This window comes from Bacillus sp. Leaf49 (assembly GCF_001426125.1).
GTDB classification, from domain to species: Bacteria; Bacillota; Bacilli; order Bacillales; family Bacillaceae; genus Bacillus; species Bacillus altitudinis.
Genome location: NZ_LMRK01000021.1, coordinates 157527 through 178240 on the forward strand (window position 1 = coordinate 157527; position 20714 = coordinate 178240).

At 42.1% G+C, this 20714-nt stretch carries 25 protein-coding genes, 1 riboswitch and 1 other annotated feature; of the genes, 5 read left to right on the forward strand and 20 right to left on the reverse strand.

Going from position 1 to position 20714, the window contains the following annotated elements; translation table 11 throughout:
* Positions 1 to 104: 104 nt before the first annotated feature.
* Entirely contained in the window at positions 105 to 575 is a 471-nt protein-coding gene (locus ASG46_RS13905) for a nucleoside deaminase (protein ID WP_008346184.1), read from the forward strand.
* Between the two features lie 72 nt (positions 576 to 647).
* Here the strand turns inward: ASG46_RS13905 and ASG46_RS13910 are convergent, their stop codons facing one another.
* Entirely contained in the window at positions 648 to 1067 is a 420-nt protein-coding gene (locus ASG46_RS13910) for an organic hydroperoxide resistance protein (protein WP_008346186.1), read from the reverse strand.
* Positions 1068 to 1228: 161 nt separating this feature from the next.
* Between ASG46_RS13910 and ASG46_RS13915 the strand changes: the two genes are divergently transcribed.
* A complete protein-coding gene (locus ASG46_RS13915; RefSeq protein WP_008346188.1) occupies positions 1229 to 1675 on the forward strand; it encodes a MarR family winged helix-turn-helix transcriptional regulator in 447 nt (148 codons plus the stop codon).
* Positions 1676 to 1708: 33 nt separating this feature from the next.
* On the opposite strand, the gene ASG46_RS13920 is transcribed toward ASG46_RS13915, so the two are convergent.
* The 6 genes from ASG46_RS13920 to purU all read right to left on the reverse strand — a co-directional run bounded on the left by ASG46_RS13920 (position 1709) and on the right by purU (position 7277).
* Entirely contained in the window at positions 1709 to 2137 is a 429-nt protein-coding gene (locus ASG46_RS13920) for an organic hydroperoxide resistance protein (RefSeq protein WP_007498801.1), read from the reverse strand.
* Between the two features lie 176 nt (positions 2138 to 2313).
* On the reverse strand, positions 2314 to 2448 hold the full coding sequence (locus ASG46_RS13925) for a hypothetical protein (protein ID WP_008346190.1): 135 nt from the start codon (positions 2446 to 2448) through the stop codon (positions 2314 to 2316).
* The gene (locus ASG46_RS13930) at positions 2438 to 3574 is read right to left on the reverse strand and encodes a response regulator aspartate phosphatase (RefSeq protein ID WP_008346192.1); all 1137 of its coding nucleotides are present in this window, start codon (positions 3572 to 3574) and stop codon (positions 2438 to 2440) included. Before ASG46_RS13930 ends, ASG46_RS13925 begins: the two co-directional genes overlap by 11 nt.
* Positions 3575 to 3698: 124 nt before the next feature.
* Positions 3699 to 4946 (reverse strand): glutamate-5-semialdehyde dehydrogenase, encoded by a 1248-nt coding sequence (locus tag ASG46_RS13935; RefSeq protein WP_025207225.1) that lies wholly within the window; start codon positions 4944 to 4946, stop codon positions 3699 to 3701.
* A 12-nt stretch (positions 4947 to 4958) separates the two neighbouring features.
* Positions 4959 to 6056 carry a glutamate 5-kinase gene (gene proB / locus ASG46_RS13940; protein ID WP_025207224.1) on the reverse strand — a complete coding sequence of 366 codons (1098 nt, stop codon included), beginning with the start codon at positions 6054 to 6056 and terminating at the stop codon, positions 4959 to 4961.
* Between the two features lie 56 nt (positions 6057 to 6112).
* Positions 6113 to 6331, reverse strand: a binding site (T-box leader).
* 43 nt (positions 6332 to 6374) lie between these two features.
* Positions 6375 to 7277, reverse strand: a complete 903-nt coding sequence (purU, locus tag ASG46_RS13945) for a formyltetrahydrofolate deformylase (RefSeq protein WP_007498809.1) — start codon at positions 7275 to 7277, stop codon at positions 6375 to 6377.
* A gap of 163 nt (positions 7278 to 7440) precedes the next feature.
* Here purU and ASG46_RS13950 point away from each other — a divergent pair, with 163 nt between their 5' ends.
* Positions 7441 to 7626 (forward strand): hypothetical protein, encoded by a 186-nt coding sequence (locus ASG46_RS13950; RefSeq protein ID WP_017359125.1) that lies wholly within the window; start codon positions 7441 to 7443, stop codon positions 7624 to 7626.
* Positions 7627 to 7659: 33 nt separating this feature from the next.
* Here the strand turns inward: ASG46_RS13950 and ASG46_RS13955 are convergent, their stop codons facing one another.
* Positions 7660 to 7974: a DMT family transporter gene (locus tag ASG46_RS13955; RefSeq protein WP_017367096.1), complete on the reverse strand. Its 315-nt coding sequence runs from the start codon at positions 7972 to 7974 to the stop codon at positions 7660 to 7662.
* The gene (locus ASG46_RS13960) at positions 7971 to 8300 is read right to left on the reverse strand and encodes a DMT family transporter (RefSeq protein ID WP_017367095.1); all 330 of its coding nucleotides are present in this window, start codon (positions 8298 to 8300) and stop codon (positions 7971 to 7973) included. Before ASG46_RS13960 ends, ASG46_RS13955 begins: the two co-directional genes overlap by 4 nt.
* 66 nt (positions 8301 to 8366) lie before the next feature.
* Positions 8367 to 8476: riboswitch (guanidine-I (ykkC/yxkD leader) on the reverse strand.
* Positions 8477 to 8675: 199 nt separating this feature from the next.
* On the opposite strand from ASG46_RS13960, the gene ASG46_RS13965 reads away from it, so the two are divergent.
* Positions 8676 to 9734, forward strand: a complete 1059-nt coding sequence (locus tag ASG46_RS13965; protein WP_048002073.1) for a bifunctional transcriptional activator/DNA repair enzyme AdaA — start codon at positions 8676 to 8678, stop codon at positions 9732 to 9734.
* On the opposite strand, the gene ASG46_RS13970 is transcribed toward ASG46_RS13965, so the two are convergent.
* The 5 genes from ASG46_RS13970 to ASG46_RS13990 form a co-directional block, all read right to left on the reverse strand.
* A complete protein-coding gene (locus ASG46_RS13970) occupies positions 9729 to 10274 on the reverse strand; it encodes a GNAT family N-acetyltransferase (RefSeq protein ID WP_008346205.1) in 546 nt (181 codons plus the stop codon). The two genes, ASG46_RS13965 and ASG46_RS13970, sit on opposite strands and share 6 nt — an antisense overlap.
* A gap of 16 nt (positions 10275 to 10290) precedes the next feature.
* Positions 10291 to 10779 (reverse strand): small multi-drug export protein, encoded by a 489-nt coding sequence (locus tag ASG46_RS13975; protein ID WP_007498817.1) that lies wholly within the window; start codon positions 10777 to 10779, stop codon positions 10291 to 10293.
* Between the two features lie 310 nt (positions 10780 to 11089).
* Positions 11090 to 11842, reverse strand: a complete 753-nt coding sequence (locus ASG46_RS13980; RefSeq protein ID WP_048002444.1) for an HAAS domain-containing protein — start codon at positions 11840 to 11842, stop codon at positions 11090 to 11092.
* 4 nt (positions 11843 to 11846) lie between these two features.
* Complete coding sequence (locus ASG46_RS13985) at positions 11847 to 12173, reverse strand: PadR family transcriptional regulator (RefSeq protein WP_017367090.1); 327 nt, start codon at positions 12171 to 12173, stop codon at positions 11847 to 11849.
* A 114-nt stretch (positions 12174 to 12287) separates the two neighbouring features.
* Positions 12288 to 12809 carry an acyl-CoA thioesterase gene (locus ASG46_RS13990; protein WP_008346212.1) on the reverse strand — a complete coding sequence of 174 codons (522 nt, stop codon included), beginning with the start codon at positions 12807 to 12809 and terminating at the stop codon, positions 12288 to 12290.
* Between the two features lie 179 nt (positions 12810 to 12988).
* Between ASG46_RS13990 and ASG46_RS13995 the strand changes: the two genes are divergently transcribed.
* Positions 12989 to 13849 (forward strand): dimethylarginine dimethylaminohydrolase family protein, encoded by an 861-nt coding sequence (locus tag ASG46_RS13995; protein ID WP_035700470.1) that lies wholly within the window; start codon positions 12989 to 12991, stop codon positions 13847 to 13849.
* 61 nt (positions 13850 to 13910) lie between these two features.
* Here the strand turns inward: ASG46_RS13995 and ASG46_RS14000 are convergent, their stop codons facing one another.
* The 6 genes from ASG46_RS14000 to ASG46_RS14025 form a co-directional block, all read right to left on the reverse strand.
* A complete protein-coding gene (locus ASG46_RS14000) occupies positions 13911 to 14879 on the reverse strand; it encodes an ABC transporter ATP-binding protein (protein WP_035700468.1) in 969 nt (322 codons plus the stop codon).
* Positions 14869 to 15786: a C40 family peptidase gene (locus ASG46_RS14005; RefSeq protein WP_025207219.1), complete on the reverse strand. Its 918-nt coding sequence runs from the start codon at positions 15784 to 15786 to the stop codon at positions 14869 to 14871. The genes ASG46_RS14000 and ASG46_RS14005 overlap by 11 nt, the downstream gene beginning before the upstream one ends.
* Positions 15786 to 16865, reverse strand: coding sequence for a dipeptide epimerase (locus ASG46_RS14010; RefSeq protein WP_025207218.1), 1080 nt, complete (start codon positions 16863 to 16865; stop codon positions 15786 to 15788). The genes ASG46_RS14005 and ASG46_RS14010 overlap by 1 nt, the downstream gene beginning before the upstream one ends.
* Entirely contained in the window at positions 16862 to 17803 is a 942-nt protein-coding gene (locus tag ASG46_RS14015) for a S66 peptidase family protein (protein ID WP_017367085.1), read from the reverse strand. The genes ASG46_RS14010 and ASG46_RS14015 overlap by 4 nt, the downstream gene beginning before the upstream one ends.
* A gap of 276 nt (positions 17804 to 18079) precedes the next feature.
* Positions 18080 to 19699, reverse strand: coding sequence for a peptide ABC transporter substrate-binding protein (locus tag ASG46_RS14020; protein WP_025207217.1), 1620 nt, complete (start codon positions 19697 to 19699; stop codon positions 18080 to 18082).
* On the reverse strand, positions 19696 to 20709 hold the full coding sequence (locus tag ASG46_RS14025; RefSeq protein ID WP_007498841.1) for an ABC transporter ATP-binding protein: 1014 nt from the start codon (positions 20707 to 20709) through the stop codon (positions 19696 to 19698). Before ASG46_RS14025 ends, ASG46_RS14020 begins: the two co-directional genes overlap by 4 nt.
* Positions 20710 to 20714: the final 5 nt, after the last annotated feature.

Below are 20714 nucleotides of genomic sequence, written 5' to 3' on the forward strand. Positions count from 1 at the left end.
TTTTTATCCGTAAATTGTCCTGTTCGATCTCCTCCTACAATGATTCCTTTTCTATCATGATTCGTTTATACTAGAGAAGTCAGTCGAACAAAGGGAGGAAGACAATGAATCACGAAGCTTTTTTACAACGCGCAATTGATCTTGCAGTAGAAGGAGTAAATAGTGGCACAGGCGGCCCTTTTGGAGCGGTCATTGTCAAAGACGGTCAGATTATTGCAGAGGGAAGCAACAATGTCACAACGAGTAATGATCCAACTGCACATGCAGAAGTGACAGCTATTCGAAAGGCGTGCCAAACACTACATACATATCAATTAGAAGACTGTATTTTGTATACAAGCTGTGAGCCTTGTCCAATGTGTCTTGGTGCTATCTATTGGGCTAGACCAAAGGCCGTATATTTTGCCGCTGGACACAAGGATGCAGCGACTTCTGGTTTTGATGACTCCTTTATTTATGAAGAAATCAATAAAGAATACGAATCAAGAAACATTCCATTTTACCAGCTGACCCTTCAAAAAACCCTTGCTCCATTTGAAGCATGGGACACATACGACAAAAAGAAAGAATATTAAAAAAGACACCTGCTCCACAGCAGGTGTCAGTAGATTGTTGAGAAAGGGCTAAATTTTAGCCCTTTTTTCTTTTCATGATTCCGCCACTTCAAGCTCTACTTCGATGTTTCCTCTTGTTGCTTTTGAATATGGACAGAATTCATGTGCAGCCTCAACAAGCTCTTTCGCTTTGTCATGGTCAAGCCCTTTAGCGGAAACAATCAGCTTCACTCCAAGTTTAAAACCGCCATCACTTTCATCTTTTAATAGACTGACATGTCCTTCTACTTCTGATTCAATTTCGACACCTTGCTTCTTGGCGACTTGTTCAAGCGCCCCTCCGAAGCAGGCCGCATAACCCGCTGCAAATAATTGTTCAGGATTCGTACCAGTTTCTCCATCTTTCTTTGCGTTTGGCATCACAATGTTGTGGTCAAGCACACCATCATCAGAACGAACATGTCCTGCTCTTCCGTGCTGTGCTTTTACTTTTGCAGTAAATAATGGTTTCATCTTGATCTCCTCCTTCTTCTACTTATACCTTTCACGTTCTATTCGTTGCTCAAACATTTATGGCACATTGAAGAATTTTTCATTTTTAGTCTGTATTTATTTTAAAAAGGAAGAAAATCTTATACAATGATAAGTATGACAAAAAATAGTTGGTGACAGATATGACAAATGAATTTGAACATATGAAGCTGGAAAATCAGCTTTGTTTCTTGTTATATGCAAGTTCAAGAGAAATGACGAAGCAGTATAAACCATTATTAGAAGAGTTGAATATCACATACCCGCAATATTTGGCACTGCTTTTGTTATGGGAGCATGGGACATTAAATGTGAAAACAATGGGAGAGCTTTTATATTTAGACTCCGGTACACTCACACCTATGCTAAAACGAATGGAACAAAATGGACTCATCATCCGTGAACGTTCGAAAGAGGATGAGCGTTCGGTCCAAATTCGTTTAACAGAATACGGAGAAGCTTTACAAGAGAAGGCCACTTCGATTCCATTTCAAATGCTGTCTGGAACAGGCAGATCAGAAGAAGAGCTGAAAACACTTCGCGCTTCTTTACATGAGCTTCTGCAAAAATTAACACAATCAAAAGGCTGAGGGAATATTCCCTCAGCCTTTTTTTGATGTCTATTATTGAGCGACAGCTACTAATTCTACTTCAATGTTTCCTTGCGTTGCTTTTGAGTATGGGCAAACGCCGTGTGCTTTATGAACAAGTTCATCAAGTGCAGATTGCTCAATTCCAGTTCCTTTTACTTCTAATTTGACACCTAGTTTGAAACCGCCGTCTGAACTGTCTTTGATTAAGCTTACATGTGCGGTTACTTCACTTTCAAAACGGATACGCTCTTGTCTTGCGACCATTTGAAGAGCTGAATCAAAACATGCAGAATAGCCCGCTGCGAATAATTGCTCTGGATTCGTTGCTTTCTCAAGCTTTTTCGCTCTTGGCGTTCCTGGCATTGCTACATCATGCTCTAGTACGCCATCTGTTGACACAACCTTACCTTCTCTTCCTCCTACAGCTGATACAGTTGCAGTAAATAAAACTTCTGACATGAATATAACCCTCTTTCGCTCTATTAATATTTTCTACAATTAAATTGTACACAATTTAAATTCAAGAGTCAATGAAAAACACTCACTTTCATCTTTCCTCCATTTTTTATTTTTATGAATGTGCAACCTACGATGATTGAAGCGGTCAATAAAAAAAGCCCTTTAAAAAGGGCTTTTTAGATCGTGATATGCTGCGGATTCGGTTTTTCTAACGTATGGTTTCTGTTATCGGGGTCGGCATTAGGTGATGTGATCCATAATGCCAAGATCGTGATGCTTGTACAGACGACTGCCCATTTTTTAAAATTCATATAAACAATCCCCTCTCTGAATATAGATACGAGCATGTTCCGCTTCCCCATAGAACATGGAAGATTTTTCATAATCCTCCATTTCATTATAATACTTTGCGGTGTCTAAAGCCAGCTCTTCTATATCTGGATATGCATAGGAAGATTCTAAAAAATGGAATATCCGTTTAATATGCTCTGCATCTTGTCGTAAGTACAATGCTTCTAAAAAAATGGTCTTCTGAATATGAATGTCATCCTGCAGAGCTTCTGCTCGTTTCATACATTCTTCTCTGTAATATAATGCTTCATTGTTTTTACCTTGTTTGTATAAGATCTGAGCGGCTGTATAAAGAGGGTCTATCGATCGACGAAGATGATCAGATTGGTTTTGATCAAATAATGAGATGGATTCTTTCATTAAGTCGAGTGCGCGGTTCAAGTCTCCCATTCTGTAATAGCTGTTGCCCATATTAAACAAAGAAGAAGCAATAAAACGCACATTCTGAAAGTCTCTTGATCTTGCAAGTGCTCTTTCGAGATGTGGCAATGCCTTTTCATGCCTTCTCATATCATCATAATTACCGGCTACAATAAATTCACACTGAATGGTACGAAGCGCATATAGTTCGTGCTGAATATAGACATCCAGCGCTAGTTTGGCATGGTGCATCGAAATGTGTGTTTGTTTCATGTGATAATATATTTCTGACATTTTAAAATGAAATTCTGCACGTTCAATATCGTCGGATACAAAAGAAAGCTTGTGCTCTGCCTTTTGATAGGACGATATGGCAGCAATGTACTCTCTCCGGCCGAACTCATACATGCCTCTGAAGAAATGATAGTAATATTCAAGCATGCCTGTGACATGCGTTTGATGCTCATCTATTTCTTTCGAAAGCTCGGAAAAGTTGGCGCGAAGCTTTCCTTCCTTTAATGGCTTTAAATAATCGAGCATGACCTCATGCCTGAATTCCATTAAAGAAAAATAGAGAAGCAAATTCTGATCTTCTTCCATTGAATCAAGAGAGGTGCGAATTTCCTGCTTTAACTGTTCTGCTTGTTCTGAATCAAATCTGCGGATTAATTCATACCACTTGTTGATTTTCACTCCAATATCCGAAGAGGGAATGATTTTCGCCATACGTTGCCTTCTCCAATCTTCTCAAAATATAAAACATTACCATATTTTATCATACTTGACCGGAGAAATACAAAAATGAAAGGAAAAAGAGAGCCTTGTGCGATAAGACTCTCTTTTGGATTGGTTATTCTCTTATTTGTCCTTGCCCACGAATGACAAATTTTTCAGAGGTTAGGGCTGGCAGACCCATTGGTCCTCTAGCATGCAATTTTTGTGTGCTAATGCCGATTTCCGCTCCGTAGCCAAATTCAAAGCCATCTGTAAACCGGGTAGATGCATTATGATACACAGCGGCAGCATCAACGGCTGTTAAGAAAAGTGCCGCATGCTGGTCGTTTTCCGTAATGATCGCTTCAGAATGCTTAGAGCTATACATTTGAATATGCTGTATCGCCTCTTCCATGGTCTTGACGGTTTTAATACTGACAATCGGCGCTAAAAATTCCGTTTCAAAATCAGTGGTCGTCGCTAATGTGGCACTCGGTGCAAGTGCACATACTGCTTCATCGCCCCGTATCTCTACACCATGTGTCTGAAGTGCTTCAAAGAGCGAAGCACCATGTTCTTTTGCCCATGTTTCATGAATGACAATGCTCTCAATGGCATTACAAACAGATGGTCTTTGTGTTTTCGCATTCAGAACAATTTGTTCAGCCATTTCTTTTTGGGCTGTTTCATCAATGTAAATATGACAATTCCCTGCACCCGTCTCAAGTACTGGAACAGTAGACTCTCTCACAACAAGATCAATTAAATGTTTCCCGCCACGTGGAATCAGGACATCTAGATAGTCATTTAAAGTGAACAGGGTTTTAGCCGTCTCACGGCCTGTATCTTCAATCAATTGTACACTGTCTACGGGAATATCCGTTGGTTGCAGCGCTTCATGAATGACTTTCACAATCGCTTTATTACTATGAATGGCCGATGAACTTCCTCGAAGAATCACAGCATTTCCAGTTTTCAAGCAAAGAGTGGCCGCATCGAATGTCACGTTTGGTCTTGCTTCGTAAATCATCCCAACCGTTCCAAGAGGCACACGTACTTTTTCAATGAAAAGCCCGTTTTCTTTTTGAATGGTCTCTAATGTTTCACCAATTGGGTCTTTGAGCTGAATGAGTTGATGCGTAGCGTCTGCAATCGCTTCAATTCTCTCTTCTGTTAATGTAATTCTGTCGATCACAGATGGCGTGAACTCTTTGTCTATAGCCGCCTGAACATCTTTTTGGTTCTCGGCAATTAAATACGCTGAAGATGCTTTTAATGCTTTTGCAATAGCGTCTAATGCAGCATTCTTTTGTTCAGTTGTTTTTAATAGCAGCTGATCTTTGGCTGCGCTTGCCTTTTTTGCTTTTTCTAGAACTTCATTCATCGTTTTCCCTCCTCAGTTTTGTACGTGCTGAACCCAGTGATCTCGGTGAATGACTTCAGGTTTTTCATAAGAAAGCTCCTGACTTCGCATCCCTTTAATGCCAAGAAGCTCATCTGAATCATACAATGTTTGCCCTTTACCGACTAACCCATTTGGACCAACAACTTCAACGACCTCTCCTTTAGAGAATTCACCAGCTACATCAATGACACCAGCTGGAAGAAGACTCCTTCCATTATGCAAAATCGCCGCCTCTGCCCCGGCATCAATCATGATCTTCCCAGAGACTGGTGAGTGGAATTGAATCCATTGGCGACGGTTATTGACTGATGATAAGTCTTGTTCACCAATATATGTGCCGTCCCCTTGACCAGCGAGAATGTGAAGAAGCTTGTCTTCCCCTGTACCTGTGCCAATGAAAACTTTAACGCCAAGGGAGAGAGCTGTTTGTGCAGCTGAAAGCTTAGATTTCATCCCGCCTGTTCCAACCTTTGAACCCGTACTCTTCGCATATGAGAACAATTCATCTGAAATGTGAGTCAGCACATCAAACCGCTTCGCATCAGGATTCTCACTTGGATTGGCATCATAAATTCCGTTGATATCTGTTAAAATGATCAATTGGTCTGCATGAATTAAGCCACTGACCAGTGCTGATAACATGTCATTATCACCAAAGGTAAGCTCCTCGATGGACACAGAATCATTTTCATTAATGATCGGTAAAATTTTTCTTTCGAGCAGCTCCATCATCGTTGCGTAAGCATTTCGATATCTTGTACGATCTGAAAAGTCATTACGTGTTAAAAGCATTTGTGCAGGCGTCATCTGAAACTGTGAAAATAGTTCTGTATATTTCTGCATTAACAAGCCTTGACCAACAGCAGCAGCAGCCTGCTTCCCTTTTAAGGTCACAGGTCTTGACGGATATCCTAAACTGCCAAATCCCGCCGCCACGGCACCTGACGAAATGAGAATGATTTCATGCCCTGCCTCTTTTAGCTTTGCGATAGCTTTGACATGATCCTGCATTTTTTGTTCATCAATGGCTCCCTTTTGCTCTGTTAATGAACTGCTACCAATTTTTATGACGATCCTTTGCTTTTTCATCATTGATTCCCTCCGCTATACCTTTCACCACATAAAAAATCCCTTTTTCTCCTTATGTAAAGGACGAAAAAGGGATTTTCCGTGGTACCACCTTCATTGAATAAGCATACGTTTGCTTATTCCACTCAACTCCTGTAACGCCAGGCATGCGCTTAGATTTTTCCTCTAAGGCTCAAAGGGTAGGTTCAGCAGCTGTCTGTGGCAAATGTTTCAGCGTGTCATTTGCTCTCTTTACACAGCAGGTCCTGCTTACTATTCCTTCTCAACGCTCGTTAATTTTTTTATATTATCACCAATTGCTTCAGAAAAGTCAAGCGGTCAATTAAACACAATCGTTTTATTCTCATGGACAATGATTCGATCTTCTAGATGCCATTTGACAGCTCGGGCAAGCACACTGCGCTCAATCGTGCGGCCAATATTTTTTAATGCCTCTGCATCATCTCTATGATCTACCCGCTCAATATCCTGTTCAATGATTGGCCCTTCGTCTAAATCATTGGTGACATAATGGGAAGTTGCGCCAATCAGTTTAACCCCTCGCTCATATGCACGCTTGTATGGGTTAGCCCCTATAAAAGCCGGCAAGAAGGAATGATGAATATTGATGATTTTGTTCGGATGCTGTTCAATAAAGGCTGGCGTTAAAATTTGCATGTATCTCGCAAGCACAACCGCATCAATATCATACTCTTCTAATAATGCAAGTTGCTGTTTTTCTGCATCTTGGCGAATGTCTTTATTTGCTTTCACGAAGTGGAATGGAATGCCGAGTGCTTCGACTGTATCTTTTGCCGTTTCATGATTGCTGATAACAACCGCTATTTCAGCCATTAAATTACCGCTTTGCCATTCCCATAAAAGTTCATGTAAACAATGAAGCTCTTTGGACACAAAGATCGCCAGCTTTTTCAGATCACTTGCACGCGACATGCTCCACGTCATGTGAAATGATTGCGCAATTGGCTCAAAGCTGCTTTTCAGTTGATCTAAGTTGGCCGAAATGTCTTTCCAATCAAATTCAATTCTTAAAAAGAACCGGCCGCTCTCATGATCTGTTGTGTATTGACTAGATTCAATGATGTTTGCTCCATGTTCAAATAAAAAAGTAGAAACAGCTGACACAATACCAGGCTGATCCGGGCAGCTGACTAAAAGCCTGCCTTTTTGCTCATGCTTTTGTCTGTGTAATTCAAGTTTCTCTGTAATCAATGTTCTCATGTCTTATGACCTCATTTACGTTTTTCATTCTAATGAAATATTATACTGGACTGGAAAGAGAAAAAGCAATTAAGTGTCGTATTTTTTATTGAATATTCATTCAATTCTGCACCTGGCGTGATATAATATGAATAGACCTTTTATCACAAAAGGAGTGATGGAGATGAAAAACATGACTTTGTTTGGTAAAGTGAGCTTTTGGCTCGGCATCGTATGTCTCATCACGGGCATTTATCTATTTATGACCGGAGAAAGACTCATTCCTTTACTTACATTTGGTGTATGTTTTCTGCTTGTGAGTCAACTTTACCGCAAAAATGAAAACGATTCCAATCATCATTCGATGTAGCAAAAAGGCTGGCTCATGTTTGCCAGCCTTTTCTTATTCAATAATTTTTAACCCGACCGCTGCTGATAAAATCAGTGCGATAAAGAAAATACGTTTTGCATCTTTCGACTCACCATAAAACAGCATCCCAACAATCGCTCCTCCAGCTGCTCCGATTCCTGTCCAAATCGCATACGCCGTTCCCATCGGAATTGTATTCATCGCAAGAGACAGCATCAGAAAGGAAAGCGAAAAGCCAGCTGCTATGAAGAAAATCCATTTGACATGGCGATCTTTCTGGAATTGATTCATCATGGTGACACAAAGCATTTCTAAGATGCCTGCCCCAATGAGTAAAAGCCAGCTCACGATTCAGCCTCCCCTTTCTTTTCACCTGTGGTCAATTTGAGTCCTAATACACCGCTTAAAAGGACCATGATCAAAAGTAATTTTACTAGCTGTACCGGCTCACCCATGACCATCCCTACTATGACCGTACCGGCTGTTCCAAGTCCGGTGAAAACGGCGTAAAGTGTGCCAACTGGAAGTACCGTCGTGGCTTTGAGGAGTAGATAAAAGCTGACGACAATACAAACGATGGTTGCGCTCCATTCCAATATAGAGTCAGCATATTTCAACCCCATTACCCAGCCGACTTCAAATACGGCTGCAATCAAAACGTTTCCCCATTTCATTCGATCTCTTCCTTTCTTACCGATTCCAAGCAATAAAAAAAGCCCGGAAATCGATCGTTTGATCAAATCTCCCGGGCTTTTATCCCTCCGTGTCCATACGGTCTATTGTCTAGACCCTATGTGTTTTCTCTCGGTCCAGACTGCGCTGCCCGCACGGAACCCTAGAAAACCAATTCATGATAATCAGATCTAGCATACAGCCGATTCTGTATGAAAAAGTGTATCACACCCTGACATGCCGGTCTACCACTTTGCTTTTCCCCTTCAAATATACTTGTTCATTTTTCGAAAGAAAGTGGATGAAAGCGAAGTATACTAAATGTTAGAAAGAGGAACGACCACATCACTGATATAATAAAACAAGAGGTGGATCAAATGATGATGACCGACGAACAAAAACACGAATTTTATCAAGCACTTGTTGATAAGAATCCGCAATATGACGGCACGTTTTTTGCTGGTATTAAAACAACCGGCATCTTCTGCCATGCCACATGCACTGCTAGAAAACCAAAATATGAGAACTGCGAGTTTTTCTTTACAGCAGAGGAGGCACTGCTTGCAGGGTATCGGCCGTGTAAGCGATGCACGCCTTTAACATATCCTAACAGCATTCCAGAAGAAGTCAAAACACTTGTATCAGCAGTTGAAGAGAGTCCTGAGAAACGGTGGAAAGAAGAAGATTTTCGCCAATTAGGGATTCACTCTGCAACAGCTCGGAGAAAATTCAAAGAAATCTATGGAATGACCTTTGTTCAATATGCTAGATCACGCCGAATGGGGCTAGCGTTTAAAGAGATTCTGAACGGAAAAAAAGTCATTGATCAGCAAGTCACCTTCGGTTATGAGTCTTCCAGTGCCTTCAATGATGCCTTTACGAAAATCATGGGAAATCCTCCCAAAAAGGCGCAAGTCAATATTTTGCATGCGAATTTTATTTCCACTCCGATTGGGCGGATGATGAGCATTTCAGATGCAACCCATGTGTATTTGCTTGAATTTATGGACAGACGAGGATTAGAAAGAGAAATTGAGAACATCAGAAAAAAACATCATGCCCGTATTTTAGTTGGAGAAACAAACGTCCATCAGCAATTAGCAAAGGAATTGGCCTTATATTTTGAAAAGAAACTCACGCAGTTTACTGTGCCACTTGCTATACATGGCACCCCTTTTCAGAAAAAGGTATGGGACCTTCTCTTACAGATTCCGTCAGGCGAAACGAGATCGTATCGAGATCTTGCCATCATGCTTGGCGATCCCCATTTGGTTCGGGCAGTTGGAAATGCAAATGGTGCCAATCAGTTGGCCATCATCATTCCTTGTCACCGAGTCATTCAAACAAACGGTGAACTTGGCGGATATGGCGGGGGAATCGAACGAAAGAAATATTTACTTCAGTTAGAACAAAAGAAAAAGCGGCTCTCCTTATGATTCAAGCGAGCCGCTTTTTCCGTCACGAGTAACACTGTAAACATCAATCATTTGATCCCATTTTGAAATGGTTTTTTCTTTTTTCATCCCCATTTTCATTGCGACCTTGACTGACGCTTCATTGTCAGGGCGAATTAAGCTGACCATTCGCCTCACCTTCATTTCGTCAAAACCATACGCAAGACAGCCTTTTGCAGCCTCAACAGCATATCCTTTTCCCCATGCCGATCTCTTTAGCATATAACCAATTTCAAGCTCTGTTTGTCCTTCGACGTTTTGGAGAACAATTCCGCTTTGTCCAAGTGGTTCTTTCGTTTCTTTTTCTTCAATGATCCACAGGGATGTATGATACGTGCGGTCATTCTTTTGATTCCAAGCAATCCACTCTTTTGTCTGCTTTTCATCCTTTAGTGAAGGATAATACTTCATGACCTCTTCATCTTGGAACAGCTTTTCATATAAAAAAGGCGCATCGTCTTCATCCATTGTTCTCAGTCTGAGGCGCTCTGTTTCAAGCACGATCCGTGTTTGATATGCCATTTTTTATCCCCCTTGCTTACTTGCTAAAAATATCTCCGAACAACCCATTTGAATCTGGGGCAAAGTAATGGAAGCCCGCACCCGTTAAACTAGCAGCTAATGCGGTCCACATGATTAAACTGACCGTCATCCACACAGTGACTTGTTTTCTTTTCGTACCGAAGCTCATACACATAAAAGCCGCTAAATGACTGCCAATGATAAAAGGACCGATAAGTGCCAAACCAGGGAGACCATACCGTTCCCAAACCTTTCTGGCTTTCAGCTGTTTTTTCTCTCCTTTTTCATCATGTTTCTCCTCTTTCCTCTTCAGCCACCACGCTTTAAATCGGTCCACGAAGACGATGAGTAGCAAGACGGTAAGAAAGTTGCCGACGAATCCAATAACTGCCGTTGTCACAGGATGCAGACCACTTAAAATCCCTAGCGGAACGACACCAACCACTTCAAAGAAAGGTAAAGCAGCCAATATAAAAACGAGTACATACCCCCATACAATATCCAATCACAGAACCCCTTTTCATTTTTGTCCTCTTCTCATTGTAAAGAAAAATGTGATCCCATATCTACATTTTTTTAGAAAAAGAAAAGCACATCGCAAGAGATGTGCTCCAGATTGTTGACAAAGGGCTAAAATGAACTTGATTTTAGCCCTTTGTCTTCTTTTCAGCTTGATAGAAAACCTTTGCAGCCCTAGGAAGGACGAGTACTGGCGCGGAGCGAATTTGTCATTCGTGAGCACCAGCACGCAGGACTGACAAAGAATGCGAGGGTTTGTCTACACGCTGAAGCACATCGCAAGAGATGTGCTCTATTTACATTAAATGTTCATTTTTATTGTTTGTTTTCCGTAAAAAAGCGATTGTGAGCATGACTAAAATCACAATGGATACCAGACTTGTGAAAAGAAGCATGAGAGGTGATGTCCATCCAAGCCATTCGAATAGGAGCTGCGGTCCGAAGAAGATCAGCGGAATGAGCGACACCATATTGGCTTTTAAAATGGCATTTAATAAGACAATACACAGCAGCAACAGAAGAATGACGCCCCATCTTTGGCTCGAGGTCAGCACAAGTAAAGGAGTACCAAGTTTTTGGTCCAATAATTTCACTGTGATCAAGGCTGTCATCTGAAAAACACCTAATATCCAAAAGTAAAAGAATGCCCTCCTGCTTGTTTGAAAGGCAGAAGCTCTAAACATCACAATGGTCATGATCACATTGGCCACTATGATGAGCGGATAACCAATGAGTGCATACCAAGAATACGATAAACTTTGACTGATGGCATCTGCTAACATCATGTAAAAAAGAGATCCAATTAAAAAAGCACTGACAAACGGAACCCAATCTTTATGGTTTCTAGAGAGCTCTTTTGATAGCTCATCAGCAAAGCCCCGTGGATCTCCGCCAAATACATCTTCCCCTGTTTTCCCATCTTTCTCAGCTTCGACAGCGTGTGTCGTTAATTCATCCATCACTTCGTCGATCTCGTCTTGATTTTTCCCTTTTGATATGAGATAGAGTTGCAGCTCTAATAAGATGTGTCTCGTTTCTTTTGTTACCATCTTCTCACTTCCCTTTATGTAATAATCGCTCTACATTCCCTGACAGCTCATTCCATCGCATGGTAAAATCAGTCAGCGCTTCTTCGCCTCTTTGTGTGAGCGTATAGTATTTCCTTTTCGGCCCGCTCGCCGATGCTTTTGTAGACGTATGAACTAGTTGTTCTTTTTGCATGCGCAGCAAGATCGGATAAATACTCCCTTCACTAATTTGATCAAACCCATAGTGCGCAAGCTTCTTTGTCATTTCATACCCATAAATTTCACCTTCAGAAATAATCGACAGCAGGCATCCCTCTAAAATTCCTTTTAGCATTTGTGTTGATTGTGTCATCATCGATCCTCCGCTTTCAGTACCTTGCATGACAAGATAGTTTGATCTTACCACACACTATCTTGCCATGCAAGATACCGACTCAGAAAAAAATCACCGCTTAAAGGGTGATTTTTAAGCCCAAGGCTTATCCGTCCCAAGTGCGTCAGCCAAAGCTTTACTATGCTTTCGGCGGCTTTTTCTTTCCTCTGCCCGCTGCTTCGCTGTTTGATGAAGCATGATTTCTTCCTCTGTTTCCGGCATGACTTGTGGAACTCGTTTTGGCTTCCCGTTTTCATCAAGCGAGACAAATGTAAGAAATGAAGTTGCTGCGAGTCTGCGCTCTCCAGACATCAAGTTTTCCTTAATGACTTTGACGAATACTTCCATAGAAGATGTGCCGACCCATGTCACATAAGATTCTAAGCAGACGGACTCTTTCTGTCCAATCGGCTCTAAAAAATCAACTGAATCCATTGATGCGGTGACTGTTTCACTACGGCTGTGTCTTGCTGCCGAGATGGAAGCAATGTCATCTATATAACTCATTAATTTCCCGCCAAATAACGTTTGGTGGTTATTCGTATCGAGGGGGAATACCCTGCTGGTTTTCACAACTTTTGATTCCTTGCAGTATTTGAAATTTTCTTCACTCATCGTCATAGCTCCTTCTTGCTGTTTTCGTTGATGCGGAACGACTTTTATTAAACACTATTCTATTAGGTTTGTCTAAACTTTTTGCTTTAGTCTCTCATGAGAGATTTTCTTTCGGAAATGTTTCAACATTTACTAGAAGGAGGAATAATATAACTATCGATAAACAAGGAGGCCCTTTGATGGATTCTATGAAATCAGAGAAAGTGTATAAAACGCCGCAATGTATGAGTGAATATGATGATTTACAAGAAGTCCTCTTATGCAGTCCAATTTATATGGAAATTAAACAGATCATCAATGAAACCCAAAAGCATTTTGCAAGAGAAAATATTTCTCAAATCAAAGCCCTCACGCAGCATAAGCAATTCATCCAAACGCTGAAAAACCATCATGTCCGGCCTGTCCTTCTTCCTGCAAATGAACGTTTCCCTGAACAAGTCTTCACTCGGGATATTGGATTTACAATTGGACAGACTTTATTTGTTTCAAACATGGCAGCCCCTGTCAGACAAGGAGAAGAACATTCCTTAAAAGAATGGGCACAGACAAAAGGATGGACAACCATCACGCTGGATGATGGAACGATTGAAGGCGGCGATGTGCTTGTAGACCAAACCCGTGTATTTGTGGGGATCAGCAAAAGAACAAATCTAGCCGCCATCCAGCAGCTCAAAAAAGAACTGCCGAATCACGACATCATTCCTATTCATCTTCCTTCTCACATTTTGCATCTTGATTGTGTGATGAATATTCTTTCTCATCATGAGATCTTGATTTACCCTGAAGCTTTTACGGAAAAGGATCTTCATATGCTCAAAAAGCATTATGATCTCATTGAAATAAGTGAGCAAGAGCAGTTCACACTTGGACCAAATGTGTTGTCCATTGGTCAGAAAAAAGTCATCAGCTTACCAATCAATCAAGAAACAAATGCTGCATTAACAGCCCGCGGCTACACCGTCATTGAAGTAGATTTTTCAGAAATCATTAAATCCGGCGGCTCTTTTAGATGCTGTACATTACCTATTAGGCGTTCATAAAAGCCAAAAAGCCAGCTTGTCTACTCGCTGGCTTTTTAAACGCTTGTCTACTTCCCTTTATCTATTTCCTATCATATAAATGACAAGCCACTTCATGTCCTTCTTCGACTGCTTGTAATACTGGCTTTTTGTCCGCACATACATCCATTGCAGCAGGACATCTTGTCCGAAATACGCAGCCGCTTGGCGGATTCACTGGACTTGGAATTTCTCCCTTTAAAATAAACCGCTTGCGTTTATCTTCCACATCAGGATCTGGAATCGGGATAGCAGACAGCAATGCTTGTGTATATGGATGAAGTGGTGTTTTATATAAAGCATCACTGCTGGTCATCTCCACGAGATGTCCTAAGTACATGACACCGATTCGATCGCTAATATATTTGACCATCGATAAATCATGGGCAATAAATAAAAACGTCAATCCTTCTTCTTTTTGCAGTTTTTTCAGCAAATTCACGACTTGAGCTTGAACGGATACATCTAGTGCAGAAATCGGCTCATCTGCCACGATAAACTTTGGCGATAAGGCGAGTGCTCTAGCAATCCCTATTCTTTGCCTCTGACCTCCGCTGAATTCGTGAGGATAGCGTGTAGCAAAATCATGACTTAGCCCCACCGCTTCAAGCAGTTCCTTCACGCGCTCGATCCTTTTCTTTTGACTGCCATACAATTGATGGATCTCCATCGGTTCTAGCATAATATCTTTTACAGAGAGCCTAGGATTTAAAGAAGAATACGGATCTTGAAACACCATTTGAATTTGTCTATTGAAATCAAATGATTCTCGGTTCGATAAGTGATGGAGACTTTTCCCTTCATACAAAGCTTCACCTTCTGTCGGGTCATAAAGCCGCATGAGCACTTTTCCAAGTGTAGATTTACCGCAGCCTGACTCACCAACAAGACCAAAGGTTTCGCCTTGTTTCAGCTGAAAGGTGACACCATCTAATGCTTTTAACGTTCTTCCTTTCGATAGATGAAAATGCTTTTTTAAGTTGTTGACTTGCAGAAGTGGTTCACTTCCCATCACATCTCCCCCTCTCAGCTTTCAAATACCGCCTTGTTCCTGCCCATTCCTGTTCATATGAAGTACCAGAAAGAGAAAGAAGTTCAATCTGTCTGCCCGTTTTTGGCGAGTGAAGCATCATGCCATCTCCAGCATACATCCCTACATGGCGAACTGCTCCCTTCCCATTGTCATTGGCAAAAAACATGAGATCACCTGGCGCCAAATGATTTGATGCGACTGGAGTTCCTTGAACTGCTTGGTCACTTGCGTCTCTCGGTAATAAACATCCACACGCTTTGTACATGCTGTAAACAAAACCCGAACAGTCGTAGCCATAGCTGCTCATGCCGCCCCACAAATACGACAGTCCAATAAATTGTTTTCCTATGGCTAAGGCATCCTTACCGCTCATAGAAGAAGGTGATGAAGCGCGGCGCACATCTTCTTTTTTGATTTCTCTTCTTCCTACTGGAGTCAGAACATCAAAGGAATCGCTCATTTCTTCAACAGGTGCTAGTTCTGTTAAAAAACTAACCTCCATATCCGGTGTTCCATTTTGATATAAAACCGCTTTTTTCTGACAAACAATCAAGGGACTAGCAGCTGGTTCACTCTCTGATACTTCATTTAATTGCTCTACAGGGATATAACCTGGGTAGCCTTGCGGGTGTTTCCGGCTTGCCTGCTGCGGGATGACAACTTTCATCCAGCCATCTGTCTCCTCCAGCCCAATGACTCGTTCGCCAAGCAGTACTTGGGTTTGAATAAGGTTTTCTTCACATAAGGCCAATTTCTGTTCATATGTTTGCTGATCAATCCATTCTTTGATCTGGACGGAACTTTGAAGAACGTGTCGATCCATATCTCTCGGCGACTGCGGTGCTGTCCATATATTTGCGACTGGAACCTTTGATTCATATAACATCATAAGACCCCTTTCACTCCTTGAATGCCTAATCCATGATGCGGTGGAAAGAGAATATCTTTTCCTTGATAGACAATTCCTCCGTCTATTAAGTCCTCTTTGAGCATAAGCGGCGCATCAAAATCATAACGGGTAATATTCGGCTGGCTTGCAGCAAGATGAGCGGCTGCGGTAATCCCTAGTTTTGACTCGATCATACTGCCAACCATGCACTTGACGCCGTATGCTTCTGCTAAACTATTGATTTTCAGCGCTTTTTTGATACCCCCTGTTTTCATTAATTTTAAGTTGATGAGATCACAGCTTCTCGTTTCTAACACCTTGATGGCATCATGGAGGCTAAAAATACTTTCATCTGCCATAATCAATGTGTCTGTTGCTTCCGTCACCCGGCGCAGAGCCTCGATGTCTTCTTTAGGCACTGGCTGCTCGACTAGTTCAATATCGAGTGCCTCCATTTTTCGAATGGCCACAATCGCTTCCTTCCACGTCCAGCCTTGGTTGGCGTCAAGCCTGATTTGAATATCCGGCCCGACTTTTTCTCGAATCCGCTTGATCCGCTGAATATCCGTATCTATATCATCTTTTCCCACTTTGATCTTTAAGGTACGAAAGCCTTCAGCTGCATATTGCTTCGCATCCTCTGCCATTTCTAGCGGACGGTTGACACTAACCGTGTAATCCGTTTCCAGCTGATCGCGATAACCACCAAGATATTGATAAAGCGGCAGGCCAGCCTGCTTCGCTAAACCATCGTAAATCGCCATATCTATTGCAGCCTTTGCACTCGTGTTTCCTACAAGTACACGGTCGATCGCTGAAAAGATTTGTTCATATTGTGACAATGAGGCCCCAATCAAGATCGGCCTCATCACAGCGCAAATAGCATAGTCGATGCTTTCCAGTGTTTCACCTGTAATGACCGATGTCGGCACTGCCTCTCCATAGCTGACATCACCTTGATCATAGGTGATGATCACAATAAGAGATGCGGCATCATACACCGTTCTTAATGCTGTTTTGAAAGGCTTCTTTAGCGGTACACTCGTTCTGCATGTGCGAACATCTACGATTTTCATTTGATCGCCTCTTTCGCTGCAACACCTGGGGAAATATGCAGTTTTTTCCCTGTAGCATCTAATGTAGCCTGCACGCCGATTGGAATGGCGAAGTTTGGAGATGAATGACCGATCCGAAAGCCGCCAAGTGCAGGTTTCTGTTGCGGGACAATATACGTCTCCCATAGCTGATCGAGCGTTAACGACTGCTCTTTCTTTTTCGGCTCACATTGATGAAAATCACCAATGATAAATCCCGCCGCATCATGTAATTTTCCTGCAGATGCTAAGTGCTGCATCATTCGATCGATTTTATATGGTTCTTCGTCAATATCTTCTATCAATAAAAGCTTCCCCTTTGTATCAATTTCAAAAGGTGTACCAAGTGTCGTGACGATAAGGGCAAGATTTCCTCCGGTGATTTCGCCTGAAGCCGTGCCATGATAAAAAGTGTGAAGAGGTGACAGGTGGTTCGTATACGAAAAGGCTTTCGGAGTGAATAGCTGTAAAAAGGTATCTTTTGTATACGGATGAACCTCCTCAAGTCCCACATCAGAGGAGAGCATTGGACCATGAAAGGTCACAAGACCCGTCTGCTGCTGAATCGCTGTATGTAAAAACGTAATATCACTGTATCCCCAAAAGATTTTTGGGTTCCGGCGAATGAGGTCATAATCAATGGCTTCTGCAATTCTTCCTGTTCCGTATCCTCCGCAAGCACAAATCACTGCCTTCACGTCTGGATCTTGAAACATGTGATGAATATCTTCCACTCGTTCATGATCATGACCTGCTAAATAACCATACCGGGAGTCGATATACTTCCCCTTTTTCACCTTTAGCCCTAAGCTTTCTAAAAAAGAAATACCTCTTGCTAATTTCAGCTCATCAGGCGGGCTTGCTGGTGCAATGATTCCCACTGTATCTCCTGTTTGAAGTGCCACTGGCAGATGGTTCATGCCAATCCCCTCTTTCTCTTCGTTTCTTTCAATCTATGGGCATCTTCTTCATAACATGAACGAATAAAGGAACAGACGCTTTTTTCAAAGCGTCCCAGATTGTTGACAAAGGGTTAAAATGAACTTTATTTTAACCCTTTGTCTTCTTTTCAGCGTGATAGAAAACCTTTGCAGCCCTAGGAAGGACGAGCATGCGCAGGACTGACACCGAATGCGAGGGTTTGTCTACACGCTGAGACGCTTTTTTCAAAGCGTCCCGTTCTCTCATTTTTTCATTTACTCTCCATCTACCTGTGCCCATTTCAAATCAATGTAACCAACAGGATGACGGACAATGCCCTTTACGCCTTCTTTTTGTAAATAGACTTGGTTATAAAAATGAATGGGAATGATCGGTGCTTCTTCCATCAGAAGTGCCTCGGCATCATGCAACATACGATTTCTCTTTTGTTCACCTGCTTCTTGACTCGCCTTTTTGATCAGCTGATCATACGTATCGTTTGACCAACCTGTCCGGTTCATCGCATTTCCTGTTTGGAAGCTCTCTAAGAAATTGATTGGGTCTGCATAGTCAGCTAGAAATGAACTTTGCGAGAATTGGAATTTGAGTGCCTTTTGATCTTCTGCAAACACATTTGCTTCCATGTTGGCAAGCTTCACATCTACCCCTAGCGCTTCTTTTAATTGCTGCTGAATGGCTTCTGCTTTTTTCTTATTTTCAGGCTTTGTACTATATGTTAATGTGACGGGCGGCAGCTTTGAATAGTTTTCTTCTTTCAACCCTTTTTCTAATAGTTTTACAGCTTCACTCGTATCATGTTTGACAAGATCGCCGCCAGCTTCTCTGAAATCTTCACCCTTTGAATCTAAAATTCCTGGTGAAACGAAGGCACGTGCTGGCTTCTCTTCATTTTTCGTCACGTACTCTACAATATCCTGAGGATTGATCGCCATTTGAAAGGCTTTGCGAATGTTCTTATTTTGAAAAGGCTCCATGTTGACATTTAGGCGATAAAAAAACAGCCCTGCTTGATCTTCAATTTGCACATCTTTGCTTTTTAACAGGTCTTCACTTTGTTCTGCCGGAACGAAGGCCGTATCTAAATCTCCTGATTGATACATTTGGTAATCTGTGTTTCGGTCACTAATCATGAGCCATTTCACTTGATCTAGCTTGACCGTTTGTTTGTCCCAATACGTGTCACTTTTTTCCATTGTAAAGCTTTCATCATGCTTCCACTCTGTCAGCTTAAACGGTCCATTACCGACAAAGGTTTTCGCATCCTTGGCCCAGTTCGGGTCCTTCTCCGCTACCTTCTCATTCACCGGGAAAAAGGCAGGGTTTGCGGTCATATTTAAGAAAGATTTCTGCGGGTATGCTAGCTTGACCTCTAGCGTTTGATCATTAACAGCCTTGACTTTTACATCTTCTTTCTTCCCTTTTCCGCTGTTAAACGCTTCGCCCCCTTCAATCATATAAGCTAAGAATGCCGCAGAAGAGCCCGTCTTTGGATCTAGCAGCCGCTTCCACGCATATTCAAAGTCACTTGCTTTGACTGGATCACCATTTGACCACTTAATCCCATCCCTTAAATGGAACGTGTACGTTTTTCCGTCCTTTGAGATGTCCCATTTTTCCGCCATGGCAGCAGATGGTTCGTGCTTTTCATTCAGTCTCGTTAATCCTTCCATTAAGTTATTGAGCCCTTGCCAGGACACATTATTAAAACCAATGGGCGGATCAAATGATGTCGGTTCGTTTTCATTATTTAATGTTAAAACTTTCTCTTCGCCCTTGCTTGAAGATCCTTTGCCTGCTTGCTCATTGGCTGTACATCCTGCAAGCAGCATCACTGCGATAAAGCACATACTGAGAATCCAACCTGTTTTTCTCATGAAAAACTCCCCCTTTGTGTTGAAGATAAAACCGTTTGCTTCGCTCGTTCATCTTGAAGCCAGCAATGTACTGCATGTGTAGGTGAACGCTGCGTTTCATGCGGCATGATATGATCACACACTTTCATCGCAGACGGGCATCGATCGGTATATGGACATCCTTTTGGCGGGGCAAATAAATCAGGCGGGCTTCCTTCAATAGGAATGAGTTCATCTTTCATATCCAGCCTTGGAACGGATTGCAGTAGCCCTTTTGTATAGGGATGCTGCGGACTGTAAAAGATATCTCGCCTTGTCCCAACTTCAACGATTTTCCCCCCGTACATGACGGCCACTCGATCAGCGACTTGTGCTACGACCCCTAGGTCATGTGTGATTAAAATAATCGTCACGCCTGTTTTTTTCTGAATCTCCTTAAATAGTTCTAAAATCTGCGCCTGTATGGTGACATCTAGTGCAGTTGTCGGTTCATCTGCAATCAGCACCTTCGGCTCACAAATAAGAGCCATTGCAATCATGAGCCGCTGCCTCATGCCACCGCTGAATTGATGCGGATATTGCTTCAGTCTCTCTTTCGGCTGCGGTATCCCCACCAAGTCAAGCATACGAAGCGCCTCTTCTTTCACTTCTTTTTTTGTCAGCTTCTGATGCACTTTTGCAGCTTCCATCAGCTGATCCCCAATTGTTAGCGTCGGGTTGAGTGCCGTCATAGGATCTTGAAAAATCATGGAGATATCGACACCACGGATGCTGCGCATGTCTTTTTCAGATAATGACAGCAAGTTGCGATCACGAAACCAAATTTCCCCTTGATCGACTTGTGCGCTGTATGCAGGGAGAAGCCGCATGATACTTTGAGACGTCACACTTTTTCCGCAGCCTGATTCTCCTACAATGGCGAGGGTTTCTTTTTCATACACATCCACATTCACCCCGCGTACCGCTTGAACAGAACCGCCATATGTCCGAAAGCTAACATGCAGATCGATAATCCGAAGCATTTTTTTCATCACGC